This is a genomic window from Bacillus siamensis, assembly GCF_051628075.1.
In the GTDB taxonomy this organism is placed as follows: Bacteria; Bacillota; Bacilli; order Bacillales; family Bacillaceae; genus Bacillus; species Bacillus siamensis.
The window spans coordinates 2,625,179-2,646,303 of sequence record NZ_CP155579.1 but is presented as its reverse complement, the minus strand read 5'-3'; the positions used below and the strand labels follow the sequence as shown (position 1 = coordinate 2,646,303).

The 21,125-nt window shown below is 46.9% G+C and carries 18 protein-coding genes; 16 read left to right on the top strand and 2 right to left on the bottom strand.

The window, feature by feature from the left end:
- Nucleotides 1–42: 42 nt before the first annotated feature.
- The 8 genes from leuC to yihA all read left to right on the top strand — a co-directional run bounded on the left by leuC (nt 43) and on the right by yihA (nt 11,138).
- A complete protein-coding gene (gene leuC / locus ABDB98_RS12905; protein ID WP_264818952.1) occupies nt 43–1,461 on the top strand; it encodes a 3-isopropylmalate dehydratase large subunit in 1,419 nt (472 codons plus the stop codon).
- Between the two features lie 15 nt (nt 1,462–1,476).
- Nucleotides 1,477–2,076: a 3-isopropylmalate dehydratase small subunit gene (gene leuD, locus ABDB98_RS12900; RefSeq protein ID WP_060964627.1), complete on the top strand. Its 600-nt coding sequence runs from the start codon at nt 1,477–1,479 to the stop codon at nt 2,074–2,076.
- A gap of 118 nt (nt 2,077–2,194) precedes the next feature.
- The gene (gene ddcA, locus ABDB98_RS12895) at nt 2,195–3,199 is read left to right on the top strand and encodes a DNA damage checkpoint antagonist DdcA (RefSeq protein ID WP_438420336.1); all 1,005 of its coding nucleotides are present in this window, start codon (nt 2,195–2,197) and stop codon (nt 3,197–3,199) included.
- Nucleotides 3,200–3,415: 216 nt separating this feature from the next.
- Complete coding sequence (tig, locus tag ABDB98_RS12890) at nt 3,416–4,690, top strand: trigger factor (RefSeq protein WP_047475527.1); 1,275 nt, start codon at nt 3,416–3,418, stop codon at nt 4,688–4,690.
- 271 nt (nt 4,691–4,961) lie between these two features.
- Nucleotides 4,962–6,224, top strand: coding sequence for an ATP-dependent protease ATP-binding subunit ClpX (clpX, locus tag ABDB98_RS12885; RefSeq protein ID WP_060964629.1), 1,263 nt, complete (start codon nt 4,962–4,964; stop codon nt 6,222–6,224).
- A 148-nt stretch (nt 6,225–6,372) separates the two neighbouring features.
- Nucleotides 6,373–8,031, top strand: a complete 1,659-nt coding sequence (lonB, locus tag ABDB98_RS12880) for an ATP-dependent protease LonB (RefSeq protein WP_060964630.1) — start codon at nt 6,373–6,375, stop codon at nt 8,029–8,031.
- 198 nt (nt 8,032–8,229) lie between these two features.
- On the top strand, nt 8,230–10,554 hold the full coding sequence (lon, locus tag ABDB98_RS12875) for an endopeptidase La (RefSeq protein ID WP_438420335.1): 2,325 nt from the start codon (nt 8,230–8,232) through the stop codon (nt 10,552–10,554).
- The gene (gene yihA / locus ABDB98_RS12870; protein WP_003152626.1) at nt 10,551–11,138 is read left to right on the top strand and encodes a ribosome biogenesis GTP-binding protein YihA/YsxC; all 588 of its coding nucleotides are present in this window, start codon (nt 10,551–10,553) and stop codon (nt 11,136–11,138) included. The genes lon and yihA overlap by 4 nt, the downstream gene beginning before the upstream one ends.
- A gap of 32 nt (nt 11,139–11,170) precedes the next feature.
- On the opposite strand, the gene ABDB98_RS12865 is transcribed toward yihA, so the two are convergent.
- The gene (locus tag ABDB98_RS12865) at nt 11,171–11,662 is read right to left on the bottom strand and encodes a hypothetical protein (RefSeq protein WP_438420334.1); all 492 of its coding nucleotides are present in this window, start codon (nt 11,660–11,662) and stop codon (nt 11,171–11,173) included.
- Nucleotides 11,663–11,858: 196 nt separating this feature from the next.
- Between ABDB98_RS12865 and hemA the strand changes: the two genes are divergently transcribed.
- The 8 genes from hemA (at nt 11,859) to ysxE (ending at nt 20,874) form a co-directional block, all read left to right on the top strand.
- Nucleotides 11,859–13,226 carry a glutamyl-tRNA reductase gene (gene hemA, locus ABDB98_RS12860; RefSeq protein WP_438420333.1) on the top strand — a complete coding sequence of 456 codons (1,368 nt, stop codon included), beginning with the start codon at nt 11,859–11,861 and terminating at the stop codon, nt 13,224–13,226.
- Between the two features lie 7 nt (nt 13,227–13,233).
- On the top strand, nt 13,234–14,064 hold the full coding sequence (locus ABDB98_RS12855; RefSeq protein ID WP_060964634.1) for a cytochrome c biogenesis protein: 831 nt from the start codon (nt 13,234–13,236) through the stop codon (nt 14,062–14,064).
- Nucleotides 14,065–14,099: 35 nt separating this feature from the next.
- Complete coding sequence (hemC, locus tag ABDB98_RS12850; RefSeq protein WP_438420332.1) at nt 14,100–15,041, top strand: hydroxymethylbilane synthase; 942 nt, start codon at nt 14,100–14,102, stop codon at nt 15,039–15,041.
- Nucleotides 15,031–15,813 (top strand): uroporphyrinogen-III synthase, encoded by a 783-nt coding sequence (locus tag ABDB98_RS12845; protein WP_438420331.1) that lies wholly within the window; start codon nt 15,031–15,033, stop codon nt 15,811–15,813. Before hemC ends, ABDB98_RS12845 begins: the two co-directional genes overlap by 11 nt.
- A 2-nt stretch (nt 15,814–15,815) precedes the next feature.
- Nucleotides 15,816–16,790 (top strand): porphobilinogen synthase, encoded by a 975-nt coding sequence (hemB, locus tag ABDB98_RS12840; protein WP_029575360.1) that lies wholly within the window; start codon nt 15,816–15,818, stop codon nt 16,788–16,790.
- Between the two features lie 28 nt (nt 16,791–16,818).
- Nucleotides 16,819–18,108: a glutamate-1-semialdehyde 2,1-aminomutase gene (hemL, locus tag ABDB98_RS12835; RefSeq protein WP_198697963.1), complete on the top strand. Its 1,290-nt coding sequence runs from the start codon at nt 16,819–16,821 to the stop codon at nt 18,106–18,108.
- Nucleotides 18,109–18,240: 132 nt separating this feature from the next.
- The gene (locus ABDB98_RS12830; RefSeq protein WP_438420330.1) at nt 18,241–19,818 is read left to right on the top strand and encodes a LysM peptidoglycan-binding domain-containing protein; all 1,578 of its coding nucleotides are present in this window, start codon (nt 18,241–18,243) and stop codon (nt 19,816–19,818) included.
- Between the two features lie 33 nt (nt 19,819–19,851).
- Entirely contained in the window at nt 19,852–20,874 is a 1,023-nt protein-coding gene (gene ysxE / locus ABDB98_RS12825) for a spore coat protein YsxE (protein WP_438422146.1), read from the top strand.
- A gap of 14 nt (nt 20,875–20,888) precedes the next feature.
- Here the strand turns inward: ysxE and ABDB98_RS12820 are convergent, their stop codons facing one another.
- Nucleotides 20,889–21,080: a hypothetical protein gene (locus ABDB98_RS12820; protein WP_045926471.1), complete on the bottom strand. Its 192-nt coding sequence runs from the start codon at nt 21,078–21,080 to the stop codon at nt 20,889–20,891.
- Between the last annotated feature and the right edge of the window lie 45 nt (nt 21,081–21,125).

Here is a 21,125-nt window from a genome sequence, read left to right as displayed (position 1 = left end):
AAGAAAGCGGTCTTAGTTCATAGGTAGAGGGAGGAAACAAAGATGATGCCTCGAACAATCATCGAAAAGATTTGGGATCGGCATGTTGTAAAAAGCGGTGAAGGAAAACCCGACCTTCTCTATATTGATCTGCACTTAATTCATGAGGTGACGTCTCCTCAGGCGTTTGAAGGATTAAGGCAGAAGGGAAGAAAAGTCAGACGGCCGCAGAATACATTCGCGACGATGGACCACAATATTCCGACCGTCAACCGTTTTGACATTAAAGATGAAGTCGCAAAGCGCCAAGTAACCGCGCTTGAAAGAAATTGCGAGGAGTTCGGCGTCCGTCTTGCGGATCTTCACAGCGCAGACCAGGGGATCGTTCACGTAGTCGGGCCTGAGCTTGGTCTGACACTTCCGGGGAAAACGATCGTTTGCGGAGACAGCCATACATCGACTCACGGCGCATTCGGAGCGCTTGCCTTCGGTATCGGCACAAGTGAGGTGGAACATGTTCTTTCCACTCAGACATTATGGCAGCAGCGGCCGAAAACGCTTGAAATCCGCGTTGACGGAACGCTCCAAAAAGGAGTGACCGCGAAGGATGTCATCTTGTCGGTCATCGGAAAATACGGGGTGAAATTCGGTACCGGATATGTCATTGAATACACCGGGGAAGTATTCAGAAACATGTCTATGGACGAACGCATGACGGTCTGCAATATGTCAATAGAAGCGGGAGCCCGTGCGGGACTGATCGCTCCTGATGAAACGACGATCGAATACTGTAAAAACCGTAAATACGCGCCAAAAGGCGAGGAATTTGAAAAAGCCGCCGCAGAATGGAAAGCGTTAAAAACCGATCCGGGCGCCGTATACGATCATTCCATCGTGTTAGACGGCAGCGAGATTTCTCCAATGGTAACTTGGGGCATCAACCCAGGCATGGTTCTTCCGGTCGATGCCCAAATACCGGCGCCGGAAACCATTGATTCTGAAGACGATAAAAAAGAGGCCATCCGTGCCTACGAATACATGGGGATTGAACCGAATCAAAAAATTGAAGATATTAAAGTCGAGCATGTGTTTATCGGCTCCTGTACAAATTCGCGGATGACCGACCTTCGCCAGGCTGCTGATATGATCAAAGGCCGAAAAGTCGCCGACAGTGTCAGAGCCATTGTGGTGCCGGGCTCTCAAAGCGTGAAACAGCAAGCGGAGGAAGAAGGGCTGCACCGTGTGTTTCTTGAAGCGGGCTTTGAATGGAGAGAATCAGGCTGCAGCATGTGCCTCAGTATGAACAATGATGTCGTGCCTGAAGGGGAGCGATGCGCTTCCACTTCCAACCGCAACTTCGAAGGCAGACAGGGAAAAGGCGCGAGAACACACCTTGTCAGTCCTGCAATGGCGGCAATGGCAGCCATTCACGGGCATTTCGTCGATGTAAGAAAGTTTTATCAAGAAAAAACAGTTGTGTAAGGAGTGTGCGAAAAGATGGAACCTTTAAAAACGCATACCGGAAAAGCGGCCGTCTTAAACCGGATCAATGTTGACACCGACCAGATTATTCCGAAACAGTTTCTGAAAAGAATTGAAAGAACCGGATACGGCAGATTCGCGTTTTTTGATTGGAGATACCTTGAGAACGGTGAGCCTGATCCTGAATTTGAATTAAACCGCAAAGTCTATGAAGGCGCGTCCATATTAATTGCCGGAGAGAATTTCGGCTGCGGATCATCCCGTGAGCATGCTCCTTGGGCGCTGGATGATTACGGATTCAAAATCATCATTGCTCCGTCATTTGCCGATATTTTTCATCAAAACTGTTTTAAAAACGGAATGCTTCCTATCCGTATGCCGTATGATCAATGGAAAAAACTTGCCGGTCAATATGAAAATCAGTCTCTTCACATGACGGTTGATTTGGAAAACCAGCTCATCCATGACAGTGAAGGAAGAGAAATATCATTTGAAGTCGATCCGCACTGGAAGGAAATGCTGATTAACGGCTATGATGAAATTTCATTAACGCTCCTGCTGGAGGACGACATTCAGCAGTTTGAATCGAAAAGAAGTTCTTGGCTTCAAGCCTGAAAAAAGCCGCCCGGGATTTATCCGGCGGCTTTTTTTGCCATGTGCGTTATCCTTTCTTGTGTTTCATGACGCGTGTTGATACACTTGAACAAAATAAGCGCCTGAAAGGAAATAGAGTATGACGCATGACAAGAAAAAAGCTGATATCATTCCTTTCCCCCGTCTGAAAGAACGCTTGGTTGATAAAGGGATGGCCGCCATGAAAGATAAACAGTACCGGGAGGCCCTCGAACTGTTTTCAGAGGCGGTAAGCCACGGCGATACCGAGTCCGACGTACATTTAGGCATGGCGATTTGTTTTCTGGAGCTCGGGGAATTGGAAGAAGCAAAACAAGTTTGCGAGAAAATGCTGAACGAAGGGTACGGCCATTATTTTACCGTGCTGCAGGTGTACATGACCATTTTGATTCAGCTGAAACAATATGAAGAAGTCAAAAGCACAATTGAAGCTGTGCTGGAAGAAAACCAGCTCCCCGCAGAAAGTGCGGAGCAATTCTATCGGCTGCTCGAATTCAGCCGCAAAATGACCGATCCCGATCAGCAGGACGAGGTGTGGGAGGAGGAATATGAAGACGTTCTTGATGCGGAAAAAGTGCTGAACAGCCCCGCTGAACAAATGAACCTGATCCATTCTCTCAAAGACCGCAATATTGCGAAATACACGGGTCTGTTAAAAACGATTCTGCAAGATCCGGGCGCACATCCGCTGATCAAGACGATGATTTTGACGCTGATGGCGGAGCACGATTACAGCAAGCCGGTCCATATTACAAAATTCGGCGATTCAATGACCGCGATACCGAGTGAAACCGTTCAGCCTGATGCGGCGCCGATTTTGCACCGCGTTCTCCGGGTGCTTGATGAAACGCTTGGCAATGAAAACCCTACATTATACGCCGCCGTTGAGGAACTGTGGAGAAGGCATCTGTACGTCCTGCACCCTTTTATGCCGAAGCTTTTGAACGCTGATTTATGGGCTGCGGCGCTTCATAAGGTCGGTTACGAGATGCACGGCATTGACATTGAGCCGGAGGAACTTCATATGATGTACGAGTTTGACAGCCGCGAACTCGAAGAAGCCTGCACGATGATTAAGGATATTGAAGAAATTTCTTATTTGTAAATCACGCCATATAGTTGAAAGCGATAGGCGTTATGTTATAATATAGTGGTTGTATTTATGTATAGCGGTTTAACTGAAATGAGAATTACGGTTGGACAGGCTGCCAGTTCATTACATAATGATTCTGATTCAAAGCGGTTTTTTCTTTGACAAAGCCGCGGATTGCTTTAGAATGGAAGACCGACACAACCTGAATAGATTTTTGGAGGGAAACACATGTCTGTAAAATGGGAAAAACAAGAAGGCAACGAAGGCGTATTAACGGTTGAAGTTGATGCGGAAACGTTCAAAACAGCTCTTGATGATGCATTTAAAAAAGTAGTAAAACAGGTTTCTATTCCTGGATTCCGCAAAGGGAAAGTTCCGCGCGGATTATTCGAACAGCGTTTCGGCGTTGAAGCTCTTTACCAGGATGCTTTAGATATTTTACTTCCTGTAGAATACCCTAAAGCGGTTGAAGAAGCCGGCATTGAGCCTGTAGACCGTCCTGAAATCGATGTTGAAAAAATCGAAAAAGGCGAAAGCTTAATTTTCACTGCAAAAGTGACTGTAAAACCGGAAGTGAAACTTGGCGACTACAAAGGCTTAGGAATCGAAAAAGATGACACTGCCGTTACTGACGAAGACGTACAAAACGAACTTAAAGCGCTTCAGGAGCGTCAGGCTGAGCTTGTCGTGAAAGAAGAAGGCGCTGTTGAAAACGGCGATACAGTCGTTCTTGACTTCGAAGGTTTCGTTGACGGAGAAGCATTTGAAGGCGGAAAAGCTGAGAACTACTCACTTGAAGTAGGATCAGGTTCATTCATCCCGGGCTTCGAAGAGCAGCTGACTGGTCTTGAAGCAGGAGCTGAAAAGGATGTTGAAGTAACATTCCCTGAAGAGTACCACGCTGAAGATCTTGCAGGCAAACCAGCTGTCTTCAAAGTGAAAATTCATGAAATCAAAGCGAAAGAGCTTCCTGAGCTTAACGACGAATTCGCAAAAGACGTTGACGAAGAAGTTGAAACGCTTGCTGAATTAACTGAGAAAACAAAAAAACGCCTTGAAGAAGCAAAAGAAAACGAAGCTGACGCTAAATTGCGTGAAGAGCTTGTGCTGAAAGCATCTGAAAATGCTGAAGCTGATGTTCCTCAAGCGATGATCGACACTGAGCTTGACCGCATGCTGAAAGAATTCGAACAGCGTCTGCAAATGCAAGGCATGAACCTTGAGCTTTACACTCAATTCTCAGGTCAAGATGAAAACGCGTTAAAAGAGCAAATGAAAGAAGATGCCGCAAAACGCGTAAAATCAAACCTGACTCTTGAAGCGATCGCTCAAGCTGAAAACCTTGAAGTGACTGACGAAGAAGTTGAAGCTGAGCTCACTAAAATGGCTGAAGCTTACAACATGCCGGTTGAAAACATCAAGCAGGCAATCGGTTCAACTGACGCGATGAAAGAAGATTTAAAAGTTCGAAAAGCAATTGATTTTCTTGTAGAAAACCGTTAATATGGTTCATAATAATAGACATAATGAAACAGGGCGCGATTATTTCGTGCCTTGTTTTGTACAATTATGATATAACTCTTTTTCTTGGGGCAAGATAGTCATTGCCGGGCTATTTTTTGTCATACATATAGAATGTGCAAGCGCGAAACACATTGTTACCGTCTTACTGGAAAGTATGGTAAAATGCAATACATACTCGATCGTAGCAAGAACCGTTTTCTTTTGCCCTTCAGGTAAAAGAAAAAGTGAGACAAGATTAAGGGGTGAAAGAATGTTTAAATTCAACGAGGAAAAAGGACAATTAAAATGCTCGTTCTGCGGAAAAACGCAAGATCAGGTTCGTAAGCTGGTTGCAGGACCGGGTGTATATATATGCGACGAATGCATTGAGCTCTGTACAGAAATCGTAGAGGAAGAGCTTGGTACAGAAGAAGAAGTCGAATTTAAGGACGTTCCGAAGCCGCATGAAATCCGTGAGATTCTGAATGAATATGTCATCGGACAGGATCAGGCGAAGAAATCACTTGCGGTTGCGGTATACAACCATTACAAACGCATCAACTCCAACAGTAAAGTGGATGATGTCGAGCTTTCTAAAAGTAATATTTCATTAATCGGGCCGACTGGAAGCGGGAAAACACTTCTTGCCCAGACGCTTGCGCGTATTCTGAACGTTCCGTTTGCGATCGCGGACGCTACATCTCTGACTGAAGCCGGATATGTCGGTGAGGACGTAGAAAACATCCTCCTCAAGCTGATTCAGGCTGCAGACTATGATGTGGAAAAAGCAGAAAAAGGCATTATTTATATCGATGAAATCGATAAAGTAGCGCGAAAATCTGAAAACCCGTCCATTACACGCGACGTATCAGGTGAAGGCGTTCAGCAGGCGTTGCTGAAAATTCTTGAAGGAACGGTTGCAAGCGTGCCGCCTCAAGGAGGACGCAAACATCCTCATCAGGAATTCATTCAGATCGATACGACGAACATTCTGTTCATTTGCGGCGGTGCATTTGACGGCATTGAACAAATCATCAAACGCCGTCTCGGACAAAAAGTCATCGGTTTCGGCTCAGATAATAAAGCGGCAGACCTGGAAAAAGAAGAACTGCTTTCTAAAGTTCTTCCGGAAGACTTGCTCCGTTTCGGTCTGATTCCTGAATTCATCGGCCGTCTTCCTGTTATTGCAAGCCTTGAGCAGCTTGATGAAACGGCACTGGTTGAAATTCTGACTAAACCTAAAAACGCACTCGTCAAACAATACAAGAAAATGTTAGAACTTGATGATGTCGAGCTTGAATTTGAAGGCGAGGCATTATCTGAAATTGCGAAAAAAGCGATCGAGCGTAAAACAGGCGCACGCGGCCTGCGTTCTATCATTGAAGGTATCATGCTTGACGTTATGTTTGATCTGCCGTCCCGTGATGATATTGAAAAATGTGTCATTACCGGAGCGACAGTCGCAGACGGTGAAGCGCCTCGTCTTGTATTAAAAGACGGCACAGTTGTCGGCCAAGATAAAACATCAGCATAACATGACAAAACCTCCTGACTCGAATTGATCAGGAGGTTTTTTTTCTTGTCCTGACCCTTCTGAAAATGTTTATTCCGGGCTTTGCTGGGAGATACTAGCGGACAGAGGAATGAATTGGATACATAAATCGTTTTCAGGAGGGACCAGCATGAGTTGGACAGGGATCGCATTATTTGTACAGCTGTTTTTCGGGATAGTCATCGGATTATATTTTTGGAATCTGCTCAAAAACCAGCGTACACAAAAAGTGACGATAGATAAAGAATCAAAAAAAGAAATGGAACAGCTTCGCAAAATGCGCGCCATCAGTTTGTCAGAACCTTTATCAGAAAAGGTGCGGCCGAAAAGCTTTCAGGATATTGTCGGCCAGGAGGATGGGATTAAAGCGTTAAAAGCTGCGCTTTGCGGTCCGAATCCGCAGCACGTGATCATTTACGGGCCTCCCGGAGTCGGTAAAACGGCTGCGGCGCGGCTGGTATTGGAAGAAGCGAAAAAGCATAAACAGTCACCATTTCAAAATCAGGCCGTTTTTGTTGAGCTTGATGCGACGACCGCGCGATTTGATGAACGGGGTATTGCCGATCCGCTTATCGGTTCAGTGCATGATCCGATTTATCAGGGAGCGGGAGCGATGGGTCAGGCGGGCATTCCGCAGCCGAAGCAGGGGGCTGTGACTCATGCGCACGGCGGTGTACTATTTATTGATGAAATCGGTGAGCTTCATCCGATTCAGATGAATAAAATGCTGAAGGTGCTTGAAGATCGGAAAGTCTTTTTAGACAGTGCGTATTACAGTGAGGAAAATACGCAAATCCCGAATCATATTCATGATATTTTTCAAAACGGGCTTCCCGCGGATTTCCGCTTGATCGGAGCGACGACGAGAATGCCGACTGAAATTCCGCCCGCCATCCGTTCGCGCTGCCTTGAAGTGTTTTTCCGTGAGCTGGAAAAGGATGAGCTTAAAACCGTAGCGAAAAAAGCGGCCGACAAAATTCAGAAAGAGATTTCTGATGAGGCTCTCGGTGTCCTGACCGCATATACGAGAAACGGCCGTGAAGCCGTCAATATGATCCAGATTGCTGCCGGTATGGCGGTAACCGAAGACAGAAACGAAATTACGACAGAAGATATAGAATGGGTTGTTCATTCAAGTCAGCTCACACCTAAAAATGAGCAGAAAATCGCCGATGAACCGCAAGTCGGCATCGTGAACGGACTTGCCGTATACGGGCCGAACAGCGGCGCATTGCTGGAAATCGAAGTGAATGTCACGCCTGCACAGGACAAAGGAAGCCTGAATATTACGGGGATTGCAGAGGAAGAGAGCATCGGCAGCCAATCGAAGTCGATCCGCCGCAAAAGCATGGCGAAGGGATCGGTGGAAAACGTTCTGACGGTTCTCCGCACAATGGGCATCAAACCTTCGGACTATGACATTCATGTCAATTTTCCGGGCGGAGGCCCGATTGACGGACCGTCAGCGGGTATCGCGATGGCCGCGGGGATTTTTTCCGCGATTCACCGCATCCCTATCGACCATACGGTGGCGATGACGGGAGAGATCAGCCTGACGGGCCTTGTCAAACCGATCGGCGGCGTCATTCCGAAAATTAAAGCCGCGAAACAGGCTGGGGCTAAAACCGTTATTATCCCTTACGAAAATCAGCAGTCCATTCTGAAACGAATAGACGGAATCACCATTAAGGCGGTAAAAACGTTCCAGGAAGTACTTGACGTCATATTGGTTGATCCGCCTTCAGAACAAAAACCGTTTGATATCCAAATGAATAAAGAATCCGTATAAACCCCATTTTTATAATGGGGTTTTTTTATGGAGGACATCTTTTCCTTTTTCAGAACAGAAAGAAAGGGTATACTACGAAGAGACTGTTTTATATACTGGGCAGGCGGTAAGCCGATGAAAGCCCGATCCCGGAATTGTACAACGATGAAAAAGTTGTATTATAATGGTTCATACTAAAGTCACGGAGGTGTCAGTCATATGGCAGAAGATACAAAACGCAGCATCCCGCTCCTCCCTTTAAGAGGTTTATTGGTATACCCGACGATGGTTTTACATTTAGATGTAGGCCGGGACAAGTCGGTTCAGGCTCTTGAACAGGCAATGATGCATGATCATATGATTTTTTTAGCCACTCAGCAGGATATTTCGATAGACGAACCGGGTGAAGACGACATTTTCACCGTCGGCACTTATACAAAAATCAAACAGATGCTGAAGCTGCCCAACGGTACGATCAGAGTGCTTGTAGAAGGTATTCAGCGGGCGCAAATCCTTGAATACACCGAACTAGAAGATTATACTTCGGTCGATATACAGCTGATGCATGAGGACGATTCGAAAGACGTAGAAGATGAGGCGCTTATGCGGACGCTGCTGGACCATTTTGACCAGTACATAAAAATTTCAAAAAAAATCTCCGCAGAAACGTATGCGGCTGTGACTGATATTGAAGAGCCCGGCAGAATGGCGGATATCGTCGCTTCTCATCTCCCGCTGAAGTTAAAGGACAAGCAGGACATTTTAGAAACGGCGGATATTAAAGAACGTCTGAATAAGGTCATCCGTTCGATTAATAATGAAAAAGAAGTGCTGGAGATTGAGAAAAAAATCGGTCAGCGCGTCAAACGTTCGATGGAGCGCACCCAAAAAGAATACTACTTGCGTGAACAGATGAAAGCCATCCAAAAGGAACTTGGCGACAAAGAAGGCAAAACCGGCGAAGTTCAGTCGCTCACGGAAAAGATAGAAAAAGCGGGCATGCCTGAGCGTGTCAAAGAAACGGCGCTTAAGGAATTAAGCCGTTACGAAAAAGTGCCGTCAAGCTCAGCGGAAAGCTCTGTTATCCGCAACTATATTGACTGGCTCATTGCCCTGCCGTGGTCGGACGAAACAGAAGATAAACTGGATATTAAAAAAGCCGGGGAAATCTTAGACAAAGAGCATCACGGTTTAGAGAAAGTGAAAGAACGGATACTGGAGTATCTGGCTGTGAAACAGCTGACGAAAACGCTGAAAGGGCCGATTCTTTGTCTGGCCGGACCGCCGGGAGTCGGAAAAACATCTCTTGCAAAATCAATCAGTACGAGCATGGGACGCCGTTTTGTGAGAATTTCACTGGGCGGAGTGCGCGATGAATCTGAAATCCGCGGCCACCGGCGTACATACGTCGGAGCGATGCCGGGCCGGATTATCCAAGGAATGAAAAAAGCCGGCAAACAAAATCCGGTCTTTCTCCTCGATGAGATTGATAAAATGTCATCTGACTTCAGAGGCGATCCGTCTTCGGCGATGCTTGAGGTGCTGGATCCGGAACAAAACAGCACATTCAGCGACCACTATATTGAAGAGACGTTCGATTTATCGAAAGTGCTTTTTATCGCGACTGCGAATAACCTTGGTTCCATACCGGGCCCTCTCAGAGACAGAATGGAGATTATCAGCCTGTCAGGCTATACTGAGAATGAAAAGCTGGAGATCGTAAAGGACCACCTGCTTCCGAAACAGATTAAAGAGCACGGGCTCACAAAGAGCAGCCTGCAGATTCGGGATCAGGCCATTACCGATATCATCCGCTACTATACGAGGGAAGCCGGCGTGAGAACGCTTGAACGCCAGATTGCCGCTATTTGCCGAAAGGCTGCAAAGGCCATTGTTTCTGAAGAGAGAAAACGCATTACCGTTACAGACAAAAATCTGGCCGACTATCTCGGAAAACGGATGTTCAGATACGGACAGGCGGAAACCGAGGATCAAGTCGGAGTTGTCACGGGTCTGGCGTACACGACGGTCGGCGGAGATACGCTTTCAATCGAGGTGTCACTGTCACCGGGAAAAGGGAAGCTGATTCTGACCGGGAAGCTCGGAGATGTCATGCGGGAATCCGCGCAGGCCGCTTTCAGTTATGTCCGCTCGAAAACGGAGCAGCTCGGAATCGACCCGACATTCCATGAGAAGTATGACATTCATATCCATGTCCCTGAAGGAGCGGTGCCGAAAGACGGCCCTTCTGCGGGAATTACGATGGCTACTGCGCTCGTATCGGCATTAACAGACCGTGCGGTAAAACGCGAAGTCGGTATGACCGGGGAAATCACGCTGCGGGGCCGCGTGCTTCCGATCGGCGGACTGAAAGAAAAGGCGCTCGGCGCGCACAGAGCGGGCCTGACCACGATTATTGCGCCTAAAGATAACGAAAAAGATATAGAGGATATTCCTGAAAGCGTCAGAGAAGGGCTGAAATTTATATTTGTGTCTCATCTCGATGACGTTTTGGAACATGCCTTAGTAGGAGAGAAGAAATGAAAGTCACAAAGTCAGAAATCGTGATCAGTGCGGTCAAACCTGAGCAGTACCCAGATGGGGGGCTTCCGGAAATCGCGCTGGCGGGAAGATCAAATGTAGGAAAGTCATCTTTTATCAATTCATTAATCAATCGGAAAAACCTGGCCAGAACGTCATCAAAACCGGGGAAAACACAGACCTTAAACTTTTACATCATCAATGATGAATTGCATTTTGTCGACGTTCCCGGGTACGGGTTTGCGAAAGTTTCTAAAAGCGAGCGGGAAGCATGGGGGAGAATGATTGAAACCTATATGACGACCCGTGAAGAGCTGAAAGCCTGCGTGCAGATTGTCGACCTCAGGCACGCGCCGTCTGCTGAAGACGTGAACATGTATGAATTCCTGAAGTATTACGGCATTCCCGTCATCGTCATTGCGACAAAAGCGGATAAAATTCCAAAAGGAAAATGGGACAAGCACTTAAAGGTTGTCAAGCAGACGCTTGATATGGACCCTGAGGATGAGCTGATTTTATTTTCCTCTGAAACAAAAAAAGGAAAAGATGAGGCATGGGGAGCCATTAAAAAAATGATCAGCCGGTAATGAAAAACCCAAAACGCATTGCGTTTTGGGTTTTATCGTATAGTTTTGTTCCGCTTGATAAACAATAATAAAAGGCTGATTCCGATGAAAACATACGGCCAGTATGTTTTGAAATGTTCGGTCGGAATGTGGACGGACTCCAGCCACGCCGTAATTTGTTTAAAGAAGTATAAAAAGAGGGAAAAACCAATCATGACAGCCGCTTCGTATACATATTCTTTTCTGGCAGCCGCAAATAAGGAGAACCCGAATACAAAGAGCAACATTTCAAAATCTCCCGGCCACCATGAGAGTTCAGGTTTGGCGAAAAAATGCAAACCTATACCGAACAGAAGCATGCCGATTAGGACGTGAGATCCCGCCGCTTCCTTTTTGCCCTGATACAAGAGTACGCCGCCCAAAAGCATAAGGAGCACCGGCCATTCTCCCTGATTTGCAAACAGGTGAACCTGTCCGCTCTGAAACCAAGCGAATAATGAAGCGGCAAGCAAAAGTCCTGGTAATAAAATTGATGTTTTTTTCATCCTGTCACCTACCCGCAGTAAAGGATTTTTAGTATGATGATTACAGAGGAAACGAAGCTTTTTATACTATAGCATAACATTTTTGAAATCTGTTCACATTTTCACGAAGAAACTATGTTATAATCATTATAAATAATAAATTCTATGTTAGAATGATTATAAATAATTTGTGATATACGGGGGTGCATGAAAGGCTATGCATATTCTTGTTGTGGGAGTAGATTATAAATCCGCCCCTATTGAAATACGCGAAAAAATAAGTTTTCAGCCGGATGAGCTTGCAGAAGCGATGCTCCGTTTAAAAGAAGAAAAAAGTGTTCTTGAAAACATTATCGTGTCAACCTGCAACCGCACTGAAATATATGCGGTGGTCGACCAGCTTCATACCGGCCGTTATTATATAAAAACATTTTTATCCGAATGGTTTTCTCTGCCGAAAGAAGAGCTGTCTCCGTTTCTGAAATTTTATGAGAGCGACGCGGCGATCGAGCATTTATTCCGAGTGGCATGCGGTTTGGATTCCATGGTCATCGGAGAAACGCAAATCCTCGGCCAGGTCCGCTCGAGCTTTAAAACGGCGCAGATAGAAAAGACAATCGGCACCATTTTCAATGAGCTGTTTAAACAGGCGGTGACCGTCGGTAAACGCACGCATGCTGAAACCGATATCGGCGCCAATGCCGTATCCGTCAGTTACGCGGCCGTTGAACTCGCGAAAAAAATCTTCGGCTCTCTGTCAAATAAGCACATTTTGATTCTCGGTGCGGGAAAAATGGGCGAGCTTGCCGCAGAAAACCTGCACGGCCAGGGCATAGGAAAAGTAACGGTCATCAACAGAACGTTTTTAAAGGCAAAAGAACTTGCTGACCGTTTTTCCGGAGAAGCGCGCAGCTTAAACCAGCTTGAACATGCACTTGCTGAAGCTGATATTTTAATCAGCTCGACAGGCGCAAGTGATTTTGTCGTGTCTAAAGATATGATGGAGAGAGCGGGCAGACAGCGGAAGGGCCGCCCGTTATTTATGGTGGATATCGCTGTTCCGAGAGACCTTGATCCTGCGCTGAACGATCTCGAAGGTGTTTTTCTGTACGATATCGATGACCTTGAAGGAATCGTTGAAGCCAACTTACAAGAACGCCGTGAAACCGCTGAAAAAGTCGAGCTGTTCATTGAAGCGGCAATTGTTGAGTTTAAGCAGTGGCTTAATACGCTCGGCGTTGTGCCGGTCATTTCGGCGCTTCGTGAAAAGGCGCTGTCTATCCAGTCCGATACGATGCAGAGCATTGAGCGCAAGCTGCCTCATCTGACGGTAAGAGAGAAAAAGCTTCTCAGCAAACATACGAAGAGCATCATTAACCAAATGCTGCGCGATCCGATTCTGAAAGCGAAAGAGCTTGCGGCTGAAGCGGATTCTGAGGAAAAGCTGAAGCTGTTTATGCAGATTTTCGATATTGAGGATGAAGCCGGCCGTCAGCTGGACAAAAGCCTGGATAACCGCCAGACGGTTCATTCGCTTCAAAAGGCAGAAACAAAAACGGGCTTGCGTCCGCTTGTAAGTGAGTGAGCACTGTATGATTGATACAGCAATGGCAAGGCTTAATGAAGCGACAATTGTGATTTACGCAATAAGTGTCCTTTTTTACTTTATAGATTTTCTTCAACACAACCGGAAGGCTGGGAAAATGGCCTTCTGGTTGCTTTCTATTGTCTGGACTCTGCAAACCGTCTATCTTTCTTATTTTATGTGGCAGACGGGCAGATTTCCGGTCTTAAATATTACAGAGGCCCTTTACTTTTATGCGTGGGTGCTTGTCACGCTCTCACTTGTTGTTACGCAGATCCTGCGGGTTGATTTTATCGTGTTTTTCACGAATGTCATCGGTTTCTCGATGATTGCGATCCATACATTTTCACCGACGGATCAGCATTCGGCCGCGTTTTCCGGCCAGCTGGTCTCAGAGCTTTTGGTCATTCATATTACAATGGCGATTCTCTCATACGGCGCATTTTCCCTTTCTTTTGTCTTTTCGCTTCTTTATCAGTTTCAATATTCTTTATTAAAGAAGAAAAAATGGGGAAAATGGCTGTTGAGAATTGAAGATTTGTCAAAACTTGATTATATGGCTTACGTTTTAAATGTCATCGGAGTCCCGATGCTGCTGTTAAGCCTGATATTAGGCGTGATCTGGGCGTATGTGTCTCTGGAAACGCTGTACTGGTTTGATTCAAAAGTGCTCGGCTCGTTTATTGTGCTGCTTTTATACAGCTACTATTTATATATCAGAATGATTAAGGAACTGCAGGGAAAAGTGGCGGCGTTATGGAATTCAGCATGTTTTCTCGTGCTGATGATTAATTACTTCCTGCTCGGAAGCCTGTCGCAATTCCATTGGTTCAGTTAACGTCACGCGCCCAAACAGATTCGGGAGGAAAGAAAATGAGAACGATTAAGGTAGGTTCCAGACGGAGCAAGCTGGCTATGACCCAGACAAAATGGGTGATTAACAAACTGAAGGAATTGAATCCTTCCTATAACTTTGAAATCCGGGAGATTGTCACAAAAGGCGACCGCATCCTCGATGTCACACTGTCAAAAGTGGGCGGCAAAGGTTTGTTTGTCAAAGAGATTGAACAGGCGCTGCTGCATCAGGAGATTGATATGGCGGTCCACAGCATGAAAGACATGCCCGCTGTTTTGCCTGAGGGTCTTGTCATCGGCTGCATACCGAAACGTGAGGATCCGCGTGATGCGCTGATTTCGAAGGGGCATCAAAAGCTAGACGACATAAAAGAAGGCGGCATTATCGGCACCAGCAGTTTAAGAAGAAGCGCCCAGATTCTTGCTGAGCGTCCTGATCTTACTATTAAGTGGATCAGAGGAAACATAGATACGAGACTTCAAAAGCTTGAGACGGAGGATTACGATGCGATTATTTTAGCTGCTGCGGGTCTTTCAAGAATGGGCTGGAAAGACGATGTCGTATCTGAATTCCTCGAACCGGACCGCTGTCTGCCTGCGGTCGGCCAAGGCGCTCTTGCCATTGAATGCAGAGAGTCGGATGAGGAGCTTTTGAAGCTGTTTGCGCAATTCACCGATGAGTATACGCAGCGCACGGTGACAGCCGAACGGGCTTTCTTACACGCGATGGAAGGCGGCTGCCAGGTGCCGATTGCCGGGTATGCGTCCGTCAATGACAGGGATGCAGTTGAGCTGGTCGGTCTGGTTGCGTCTCCGGACGGAAAGACGATTTATAAAGAAACAGCGGCGGGACATGATCCGGAAGAAATCGGGAAACGCTGTGCGGCGATGATGTCTGAAAAAGGAGCCAAAGCCTTAATCGACAGCGTGAAACAGGAGCTCGATCAGGATGGCAAATGACCTTCCTTTACAAGGAAAGACCGTGCTTGTCACCCGGAACAAAAGACAGGCCGCTCCGTTTCGAAAAAAAGTGGAGGCGCTCGGCGGAACGGCTGTTTCCGCTTCGCTGATCGCTTTTCAGGAAGCGCTCCCGGATGAATGTGCGGACAGTCTCCGGGAAGACCTTTCTGAACCGGGATGGCTTGTGTTTACAAGCGTAAACGGCGTCCGGTTCTTTTTTTCCTACCTTGATCGGCATGGTCTTGCGCTTTCCGGACGGAAAAAAATCGCAGCTGTCGGTGAAAAGACTGCACGCGCCTTGAAAGAGCGGGGAGCCGGGACGGATGCGATGCCTGACGAGTATGTGGCCGAATGTCTGGCAGATACATTAAAACGGCACGCATCAGCTGCCGAACCCATTTCAGTGATAAAGGGCAATTTATCACGCGATGTCATAAAAGCGGAGCTTGAGCCGCTTGGCTATCAAATAAGGGAATGGGTGTTATACAATACTATTCAGGATGAAAAAGGCATGGACGAGCTGAGACAGGCTGCATCCCGCTCTCATTTTGATTTTATTACGTTTACCAGTTCATCGGCGGTGCATACGTTTATGCATGCGGTCGGAAACGGAGAAAAAGCGTGGGAAAACAGCGGCGCGAGCTATATCAGCATCGGCCCTTTGACAGAGAAAGCGCTATTGGAATACGGGATCTCATCCCATGTGCCTGACACTTATACGATTGAAGGCATGCTGGACGTCATGTGCAGCATGTCGGGAAAGGATAGATAATGATGAATCAAACATTTAACAGACACCGCCGTTTGCGCGCGAACGCTGCGATGAGAGATTTAGTAAGAGAAACACGTCTTCACCCTTCAGATTTTATTTACCCTCTATTTGTCGTTGAAGGGCTTGAAGGGAAAAAAGAAGTTTCTTCCATGCCGGGGGTTTACCATGTATCCCTTGATTTATTGAAGGATGAGATGGCTGAGCTGATATCACTCGGCATTAAATCGGTCATCGTTTTCGGCGTGCCTGAAGAAAAAGACGCCTGCGGAACCCAGGCTTTTCACGATCACGGCATTGTGCAAAAAGGGATTGCTGAAATTAAAAAGCATTATCCTGAAATGATCGTCATCGCTGATACATGTCTTTGTGAATACACGGACCACGGCCATTGCGGTGTCGTCAAAGACGGAGAAATCCTTAATGACGAGTCGCTTGAACTGCTGGCTCAGACAGCCGTCAGCCAGGCCAAAGCAGGCGCTGACATCATCGCTCCTTCAAATATGATGGACGGTTTCGTCACAGTGATCAGAGAAGCGCTTGACAAAGAAGGGTTCACAAATATTCCGATCATGTCTTATGCAGTGAAATATTCAAGTGAATTTTACGGTCCGTTCCGCGACGCGGCTGACAGCACGCCGCAGTTCGGCGACCGAAAAACTTATCAGATGGATCCGGCCAACCGCCTGGAAGCGCTTCGTGAGGCAGAATCAGACGCCGCAGAAGGCGCTGACTTTTTAATCGTCAAACCGTCTATGTCATACTTAGATATTATGCGTGATGTGAAAAACCGCCATCACCTGCCGCTGGTCGCTTATAATGTGAGCGGGGAGTATTCCATGGTGAAAGCTGCAGCCCAGAACGGCTGGATTAAAGAAAAAGAAATGGTGCTTGAAATTTTAACGAGCATGAAACGTGCAGGTGCTGATCTGATTATGACGTATCATGCAAAAGACGCAGCAAAATGGCTTGCTGAGTAACGATTTCATTTGACGGGAGCTGAGGCAGATGAGAAGCTATGAAAAATCAAAAGCCGCTTTTAAAGAAGCGCAGAAACTGATGCCGGGCGGAGTAAACAGTCCGGTGCGCGCGTTTAAATCAGTTGATATGGATCCGATTTTTATGCAGCGCGGCAAAGGATCGAAAATTTTTGATATTGACGGCAATGAATATATTGACTATGTGCTGAGCTGGGGACCGCTCATTTTAGGCCACACCAATGACCGCGTCGTTGAAAGCCTGAAAAAAGTAGCGGAAAACGGGACAAGTTTCGGGGCATCCACTGAAGTGGAAAACGAACTGGCCAAATTGGTCATTGACCGTGTGCCGTCTGTTGAAATCGTGCGGATGGTCAGCTCCGGCACAGAGGCGACAATGAGCGCCCTTCGTCTGGCAAGAGGATATACCGGCCGCAACAAAATTTTAAAATTCGAAGGCTGTTACCACGGCCACGGTGATTCACTGCTGATCAAAGCGGGATCCGGAGTGGCGACACTCGGTCTTCCGGACAGCCCGGGCGTACCTGAAGGGATTGCGATGAATACGATTACCGTTCCGTACAACGACTTGGAAAGCGTTGCACTCGCATTCCGGGAGTACGGTGAAGATATCGCCGGAGTCATTGTTGAGCCGGTAGCCGGCAATATGGGCGTCGTTCCCCCGCAGGAAGGGTTTTTACAAGGGCTTCGTGACATTACGGAACAATATGGCGCGCTGCTCATTTTTGATGAGGTCATGACCGGTTTTCGCGTGGACTATAACTGTGCGCAAGGATATTTCGGCGTGACGCCTGATTTAACGTGTCTCGGCAAAGTCATCGGCGGCGGTCTTCCTGTCGGTGCGTATGGCGGCAAAGCCGAAATCATGGAAAGAATCGCTCCGAGCGGTCCGATCTACCAAGCGGGAACCTTGTCAGGAAATCCGCTTGCCATGACAGCGGGACTTGAGACGTTACAGCAGCTCACACCTGAATCTTATCAAGAATTTGTGAAAAAAGGCGATATGCTTGAAGAAGGCATTTCAAAAGCCGCTGAAGCACATGGGATTCCGCACACATTTAACCGTGCCGGTTCAATGATCGGATTCTTTTTCACAAACGAGCCTGTCATTAACTATGAAACAGCCAAATCATCTGATTTAAAGCTGTTCGCCAAATATTATAAAGGGATGGCTGACGCAGGCGTATTTCTGCCGCCGTCTCAATTTGAAGGATTGTTTCTCTCCACTGCGCATACAATGGAGGATATCGAAAAAACCATTCAAGCCGCTGAGAAAGTGTTCCAGACGATCAGCCGCTGATACCGAAAAGCCGATGCAAGCAAGTCTTGTATCGGCTTTTTTCAATGCCTCCTTTATCATATTTATCCATATTGCGGCATACACCTTTAGTGACATCTAATTGTAAGGATTAGATGAAAGGAGGATATGAACTTGCCGCATAATCACCGGTTGCAATTTTCTGTTGAAGAATCAATCTGTTTCCAAAAAGGACAGGAAGTTTCTGAATTACTTTCGATTTCATTAGACCCTGATATCAGGGTGCAGGAAGTAAATGATTATGTCTCAATTAAAGGATCATTAGAACTTACTGGCGAGTACAACATAGATCACAGCAGTCAATTCGAAGAGCTTGGAAGAGAGCTGAGACATGTAGAGGAAGTGAGGGCGAGGGAGGATGGCACGGCCGAGCTCCTTCATTGCTTCCCGGTGGACATCACGATTCCGAAAAATAAAGTGAGCCACCTCAATGACGTTTTCGTTTTTATTGATGCCTTTGATTATCAGCTAACGGATTCAAGGATCTTAACCATTCAGGCTGATTTGGCAATTGAAGGGCTGCTTGAGGAATCCGAGCCAAAAGAGCCGGAGATCCCTCTGTATGTGGCGCCTGAATTTGCCAGAGAAGAAATGATCAATCTTGCTGACCATCGCTCTGAGGAAGAAAACGAACCTGAATTAGTGATACGCCAGAGGCCTGAAGAACCTCTGCCTGAAGCTGAAGAACCCCTGGCTGTATCAGAAGAAGCGGCACAAGAAGCCGGGGAGAATGAGGAAGAGACTCCGCCTATATTCAGGCAGGAGGAAGAGGAAGAAGAGGAAGAAGAGGAGGATGAGGAACCTGAAGAAACTGCCCCCGTTCTGAGGCTGGAAGAGGTGCCGGAACCTGTCTCATATACTGAGCCTCCCCCTCCCGCTGCCATCCTGGAGGAAGAAGAGCCGGAAGAGCCGGAAGAGGCTGAGGAGCTTGAGGAGCCTGCAATCATGGCGGCTGAGAGGAATGAACCTGTATCTGAGGATGATTCAGCGGAAATGCTTGAAGAAACAGCAGATGATGTTGAACCGGTTTCCCCTGCTTTTACTCTGACCCCGCATGCCGATAAAGCAGAGATTGAGGAACAGCCCGTCCTTCAAAAAGAAGAGGAGCCTGAGGCCGAACCGCTTCTCCGTCAGAGTGATCAAGAGGAGGCGGAAGAAGCCGAAGATGAGCCTGCGGTTTTTGAAGAAGAGCAGGCGCCGCCTTATCGCGAGTTCGTTCCGGAACCGCGGGAAGAGGAATTTTACAGCGCGCCTAAGTTTCTTGAGGAAGAAGCTCAGGCTGATGAAGGATTTGAAGTTGAGGTGAGGAAGATGGCGCAGCCGGAGGAGGAAACCGGGGAGCCTCTTGATTTGTCCTTTCAGTTTTCCAAACTGCCTCCTGAGGAACCGGCGGCACCTGAGCCGTCTGAGCCGCTTAAATCAGAAAGAGAGAATCAAGAAGCGGCATTGAAAACAGAGCAGAAGGAAAATGACAACTCTCATTATTTGACGAAATTATTTACAAGAGAAGAAGAAAAGTTTTCTAGAATGAAAATCTGCATCGTGCAGCAGCAAGATACAATCGACCGGGTGTGTGAACGATATGACATCACATCCCAGCAGCTCATCAGAACGAATGCTTTATCGTTTGATGACGAACTGGAAGAAGGTCAGCTTCTGTATATACCTGAATATAATAACAGCCATGCGTAAGCACAAAGAGGCCGTAAAAATGTGGTGAATGGAATGGAAGCAGTCCAATCAGTGCTTCAGGAATACGGGCTGGAGGCCGAGTATATTGAGCCTGTCAGCCCGCATGTATGGAAAGTCTACTCAAACCACGGCATTTTTGCTTTGAAACAGCTCAAGCCGGCCCGCAGCAGTGAATTTACGGACTATATGATTGAGATTGAGGAGAAAGGCTACCGTTCATTTGTGCCGATCTACCGCACGCATGCAGGCGATTTTTTTGCGGGAAGCCGGACGGAGGCGTCTTATTATTTAATGCCCTGGCTTCAGTACGATCAGGAAGAAGAACGGGATCAAAAACATGTTTACCTTTTTAAAGAGGTGGCGAAGCTCCATTCCGCGACCGTGCGGGACATCCAAATCCGGACTGAAGATATCAGCAGCTTTTATGAACTGACGAAAAGAGATTGGGAAAATGATAAGCTCGTCTATGAACAATTTGCTGACCGGGCGGAAAAAGAGTGGTACCTTTCTCCTTTTGAATTGCAGGCTGTTACGTATCTTACAGAAACGGTTTCAGCCGTTAATTTTGCTCTTGAACGTCTGGAAGAATGGTTTGACGCGGCAAAGGATCATGACAAAACGAGAGCGGTGATCAATCACGGCAGCTTATCGAGCCGCCATTTTCTATATAATGATGTGGGAACGGGCTTTTTTACAAATTTCGAGAAAGCCGGGCTCGGACCTCCGCAAAATGATCTGCTCGGCTTTTACTCCAGAATGTTCAGAAGCTATCCGAAAGCGTGTCCGGAGTGCCTTGAATGGTTTTATACGTATCACAAATCATTCCCCCTCCGTGAAGCGGAAATCAGCCTGTTTCTCAGCTATATGGCTTATCCGACCGGTATGTACAAAGTGCTGAAACGGTATCAAACCGGCCAAAGGGGTTCTGAGAAAGAAGAGTGCACGCAGTTATTAAGAGCGTTTTGGCAGATGAAAAATGCTGAACCTTTTCTCATGAAGATGTATCAGATTGAGCAGGAGAAAAAAAGAAAGGCGGAAAACGAGTCCTCTTCATAGCGGGACTCGTTTTTTTATATCCATTCCAAATGCAGGGCGCACGCTAAAAACAGCAGGATGGCAAGCAGCAGGACGTCAAAAGTCGTCGGAAAGAAAATCGTCCTGATCCCCTGAAAGATCGTAATCGGTATAATGACTTGCGCGGATACAAGGCGGACCTGTCTGGCCCACGGGGGGAGCGAATAAGAATTGAATTTTTTTCTCACGGCAATTCCTCCTTACATTCGCCTTTCTTTGTATCGTATGTGAGG